Annotated in this window: 1 pseudogene; it reads left to right on the top strand. The window is 25.4% G+C overall.

Annotated elements, in window-relative coordinates:
- Positions 1 to 254, top strand: a pseudogene (locus AYC60_RS08890) (hypothetical protein); the annotation flags it as partial.
- Positions 255 to 299 lie beyond the last annotated feature (45 nt).

Here is a 299-nt window from a genome sequence, read left to right as displayed (position 1 = left end):
TAGCGGGATATCTTAAGGAATATGTTAATATAGTTAATCCTGGACAAGATATTTCATATAATATAAAACTAAATGAAATTAGTGGTAATATTAATCAAGATGATGAGATTGTGTTATTAGAGGTACTAGTTAATGATAAGTTAATTACAACTAGACCTATATATGCAAATGAGGATAATAATAAATTAAAATGGATTGGTAAATTTATTAGATTTATTAGTTTTGGTTACTATCAAGGATTAAATTATGGTTAATATTATTTTAATTCTTGGTCTTAGTGGTTCAGGTAAGACCACTGC

This window comes from Streptobacillus felis, from assembly GCF_001559775.1.
Taxonomy (GTDB): Bacteria; Fusobacteriota; Fusobacteriia; order Fusobacteriales; family Leptotrichiaceae; genus Streptobacillus; species Streptobacillus felis.
The sequence above is the reverse complement of the archived record's forward strand: the minus strand, read 5'-3'. Positions and strand labels throughout refer to the sequence as shown.